Raw genomic sequence first — 5004 nt, 5'->3', positions numbered from 1 at the left:
CTGCCGGGTCTATTTCAAGGTGAATGACCTTGGCTTGCTTGGCGTAGGTATCGAGACTTCCGGTTACCCGATCATCGAATCGCATCCCAATGGCGACCAAAACATCACACTCGTTGGTAAGCACGTTGGGGCCATAATTACCATGCATGCCTACCATCCCAACATTAAGTGGATGATCTGTATTCATAGCGGAAAGTCCCAGTATGGTCCATGCGGCAGGAATACCACCTTTTTCTACAAGTTGCCTTAACTCCTCTTCTGCTTCTCCCAGAATGACACCCTGCCCAAATACTATAAAGGGTTTCTTTGCCTTGTTGATCAATTCTGCCGCGGCCTCCAGGTCTTCCTCCTTTGCTTTGGGTACTGGTTGATAACTGCGTACCCCTGTGCAATGCTGGTATTGAAAATCGAGTTCGTCAAATTGCGCATTTTTAGTAATATCTATCAGTACAGGGCCAGGTCTTCCGGATTTGGCTATAAAAAATGCCTTTGCCATGATACTTGGAATTTCTGAAGCCTTGGTGATCTGATAGTTCCACTTAGTTACAGGGGTAGAAATACCAATAATATCAGTTTCCTGAAAAGCATCGGACCCTAATAAATGTCTTGGTACTTGGCCGGTAATGCACACCATAGCGGTAGAATCTATCTGGGCATCGGCCAAGCCGGTTACCAAATTGGTGGCACCTGGTCCTGAAGTGGCCATGGCTACCCCAACTTTTCCACTAACCCTGGCATATCCCTGGGCGGCATGTGTTGCCCCCTGTTCGTGTCTGGTAAGGATATGCGTAAGTTTATCCTGAAACTTGTATAGTTCGTCATAAACAGGCATAATTGCTCCGCCGGGGTACCCGTAGATAAGATCTACACCTTCGGCAAGCAGGCAATGGATAATGGCCTCTGCCCCACTGATCCTTAATGCGGCAGGCTTGGCAATCTTCTCCTTATTTTTTTCAATCGTTTCCATATATTCTATCTTATCTACCGCTAAATCCCTAAGCAATTCCTTGTTGGGATTCTGATAGCTCTTGTTCTTTTAATTAAATTCATCGGTCACACATCCCAACGAGGCAGAAGAGACCGTTTTGGCATATTTATAAAGACTTCCCTTGTTCACCTTTAAAGGTGGCTGTTTCCAGGCAGCCTTTCTTCTTCCTAATTCATCATCCGATAAGGCAACACTTATACTATTTTTAATGGCATCAATGGTGATCATATCCCCATCTTTCAACAAACCAATTACCCCGCCATCCTGTGCTTCTGGTGAAACATGGCCTACCACAAAACCGTGGGTGCCTCCTGAAAAGCGTCCATCTGTAATCAACGCAACCTCTTTTCCCAAACCAGCACCCATAATTGCGGCCGTAGGTTTAAGCATTTCTGGCATGCCTGGTCCTCCTTTTGGTCCTTCGTATCGTATGACCACTACATCTCCCTTTTTTACCATTCCCTGCCCAATACCCGCATTGGCCTTAAATTCGTCATCAAATACTTTTGCAGGGCCTGTAAAATGATAGCCTTCTTTTCCTGTGATCTTGGCAACAGCTCCTTCGGATGCCAGATTACCGTATAAAATCCTAAGGTGGCCTGTTTCTTTAATAGGATTTTCTAAAGAATGCACTACGTCTTGTCCTTTAGTTAAAGCGGGCACGTTTTTTAAGTTTTCTGCTATGGTTTTTCCGGTCACCGTAAGGCAATCGCCATGCAACATCTTATTTTCGAGCATAAACTTCATAACCGCTGGGGTACCACCTACCCTATGAACATCTTCCATTAAATATTTTCCACTGGGTTTTAAATCGGCCAGGAAAGGAGTTGTATCACTGATACGTTGAAAATCATCGAGGGTAAAACTCACTTCAGCAGCCTTGGCTATTGCCAGGAAGTGTAACACGGCATTGGTAGAACCACCCATCACGGTAATAAGCCTTATGGCATTCTCCAACGATTTTCTGGTAATAATATCGCTTGGTTTAATATCGTTTTCCAGTAGATGGCGCAGGGCCACTCCAGAGGCTATACAGTCTTTTTCCTTTTCGGGACCAATCGCAGGGTTAGATGAATTATACGGCATGGCCATACCCAGGGCTTCAATGGCCGAGGCCATGGTATTGGCCGTATACATTCCACCACAAGCACCTGCACCCGGACAAGCATTTTGAATAACACTCTTGAACTCCTTCTCGTTCATGGTTCCGGCAACTTTCTCTCCCCAGGCCTCAAAAGCGCTTACAATGTCTAGCTTCTTATCATTCAGACACCCGGAAGCAATAGTGCCCCCGTAGACAAGTACGGAAGGTCTGTTTAGGCGTATCATGGCCATTAAGGCACCCGGCATATTCTTATCACATCCCACAACTGTAACCAGACCATCATAATTCATTGCCTGTACTACGGTTTCCATAGAATCGGCAATGATATCTCTGGACGGCAGGGAATACCGCATCCCGTAGGTTCCCATTGAAATACCATCACTAACACCAATCGTATTAAAAACCAGCCCGATAAGATCTTTCTCCTTTAGTCCTTTTTTTACGTGTTGGGCTAGGTCATTGAGGTGCATATTGCAAGGATTTCCTTCATAGCCCGTACTTCCTATTCCTATCAATGGTTTTTTAAGATCCTCTTCCGAAAGGCCAATTGCGTAAAGCATAGCCTGAGCTCCCGGTTGGGTTGGATCTTGTGTTACATTCTTACTATGTTTATTTAACTCCATGTATTTCTATAACTCAGATCTTTAATTTAACACGTAAATACTACAGTTCCCAAAGATACTTGTTTCAAAATCCTCACTTTAATAACAAGAGAATCTAGTATAAATTCAATAGGAGAAGATTAAAGTTATCTAGTTGTATTTCAATATTTTAGCACTTAATATTATATCATATTCAATGAGCGTAATTTGGATCTTTTATCCTGTAAAATGAGCGCCCTTACGGCAAAAAAATACCTATTTTTGGGAATGCAAAATTCAATCGCTCAACAGATAGAGGCACAAAGGCAGTTTTTTTTAAAGGAAAAAACGAAAGAGATCAACTTTAGGATACAGACCTTAAAATCACTTCAAAAGGAAATAATACGTCAGCAAGACGCCATTTGCGAAGCCTTATATGCCGATTTTAAAAAACCAAAATTTGAAACCTTATTGGCCGAAACACAATTTGTTCTGGCAGAATTAAGGTCTATATGTACAAATTTGAAATTATGGGCCAAACCGGAAAGAGTACCGGGGTCACTGCTTAATTTTCCCTCCTCAAGCTGGATCTATAAAGAACCATATGGTACCGTTTTAATAATGGCTCCCTGGAATTATCCCTTCCAACTTTCTATATTACCTCTTATTTCAGCTATTGCCGCTGGAAACACCGTGGTATTAAAACCCTCAGAACTTACCCCGCACACAAGTGCCTTACTGAAGAAATTGATCAGTTCGGTATTTGAGGACTCTCACGCCTTGGTCATAGAGGGAGAGTTACCGGTATCCAAGCAGTTACTGGCAGAAAAGTGGGATTATATTTTCTTCACCGGCAGCACTAAGGTTGGCAAAATTGTATATGAAAGTGCCGCAAAAAACCTTACTCCTGTAACGCTGGAACTGGGTGGAAAAAGCCCTTGTATTATAGATGAAACAGCCATTCTCTCTCAGGCTGCAAAGCGTATTGTGTGGGGGAAATTTCTCAATGCTGGCCAAACCTGTATTGCTCCGGATTATATATTAGTGCACAGGAAAGTGAAAGAAGATTTAGTGAAAGAATTAAGTAGTGCAATCACTGAATTCTTTGGTTCTGAAACAGAAAATTCTGATGATCTGGCAAGAATTGTGTCCAAGGATCATTACGAACGGTTACTGGGTTTACTCGCTGGGGAAGAAATACTATTTGGCGGAGATACAAATGAGGAAGACAACTTTATGGGACCAACTCTGATCAATGAACCATTAAAAGACAGCAAGTTGATGCAGGAAGAGATCTTTGGTCCAATTTTACCCATTATTTCCTATGAGGATGAAGAAGAAATAGCTTCCTGGATCCTGGCAGACGGCAAGCCGCTTGCTGCTTATATTTTTTCAAGGCGAACATCTTTTCAAAATAGGCTTTTGAAGCGATATAGTTTCGGCGGTGGAGTGATTAACGACACGCTTATTCATATCACCAATAAAGAACTTCCATTTGGAGGTGTAGGTGCCAGTGGCATTGGGGCCTATCATGGCAAGAGATCCTTTATAACCTTTTCGCATCAAAAATCTATAATAAAGCGAGGTACATGGATAGATGTACCTCTAAGAAATCCCCCCTATACCCTGCCGTTGTCTATAGCAAAAATGTTGGGGCGTTTTTTCTAAAATTAGGTCAATTTAAAGGAAATGGTATCCCCAAAGGTTTTCTGGGCCAAGTGGTCTATTGCTTCCTCCGACAATTGTAATATCCTGGGATAACCCCCTGTAGTTTGTCCGTCTCGCATTAGTATGATCAATTTTCCTCCCGGGGTAACCTGTACGGTACCTGGTAATGTAGCTGAGGTAAGCATAATATGTTGGTGAGTGCCTATAGTTTCCTCTATTTGATACGCCATTCGGTTATTTTCCTTGGCTATGGTAAAAGTATTTTTAAAAATGAGTTCTTTCTGAGCATCCGTTAGTAATTCAAATTCTGGCCCGGGACTTACGCCAAACGTTTTAAATTTGTTCATATCATCCCGTATAATATGGGTGATCTTGGGTTCAAATTCTAGTATCTCCTTATAAGGCACCTCCATACCGGCAACTAAGTGATCATCTTTGGTTATTGAGGAATAATAAGATCTGCTGTTTAATATCAGTGGGGTTTGAAAGCCATCTTTTATCGCCAGGTATCCCCTCAGACCATCAATATGCTTTCCAAAGGCCAGTTTATCCCCGGCATGTATCTTGTGCACACTGTGATTTTCAATGTCTGCTCCATTTAAGGTTGGCGACAGGTTGGCCCCGGCGATTGCTATCCATGTTGCTTCTTCAAATTCTAACAC

The 5004-nt window shown here is 42.6% G+C and carries 4 protein-coding genes; 1 reads left to right on the top strand and 3 read right to left on the bottom strand.

Annotated features, from left to right (window positions below; all coding sequences use genetic code 11):
• Together WBM49_RS09110 and ilvD are read right to left on the bottom strand one after the other, a co-directional pair.
• On the bottom strand, nt 1-967 hold a 967-nt coding region (locus WBM49_RS09110; protein ID WP_424371737.1), incomplete at its 3' end, for a thiamine pyrophosphate-binding protein.
• Between the two features lie 69 nt (nt 968-1036).
• Complete coding sequence (gene ilvD / locus WBM49_RS09105) at nt 1037-2716, bottom strand: dihydroxy-acid dehydratase (protein WP_424371736.1); 1680 nt, start codon at nt 2714-2716, stop codon at nt 1037-1039.
• Between the two features lie 246 nt (nt 2717-2962).
• Here ilvD and WBM49_RS09100 point away from each other — a divergent pair, with 246 nt between their 5' ends.
• The gene (locus tag WBM49_RS09100; protein ID WP_424371735.1) at nt 2963-4342 is read left to right on the top strand and encodes an aldehyde dehydrogenase; all 1380 of its coding nucleotides are present in this window, start codon (nt 2963-2965) and stop codon (nt 4340-4342) included.
• 2 nt (nt 4343-4344) lie between these two features.
• Here the strand turns inward: WBM49_RS09100 and WBM49_RS09095 are convergent.
• Nucleotides 4345-5004 (bottom strand): biotin-dependent carboxyltransferase family protein (locus WBM49_RS09095; protein WP_424371734.1); only part of this gene is annotated, 660 nt, incomplete at its 5' end.

The organism is Muriicola sp. (assembly GCF_049669965.1).
In the GTDB taxonomy this organism is placed as follows: domain Bacteria; phylum Bacteroidota; class Bacteroidia; order Flavobacteriales; family Flavobacteriaceae; genus Muriicola.
This window is presented reverse-complemented; position numbering and strand designations above follow the sequence as displayed.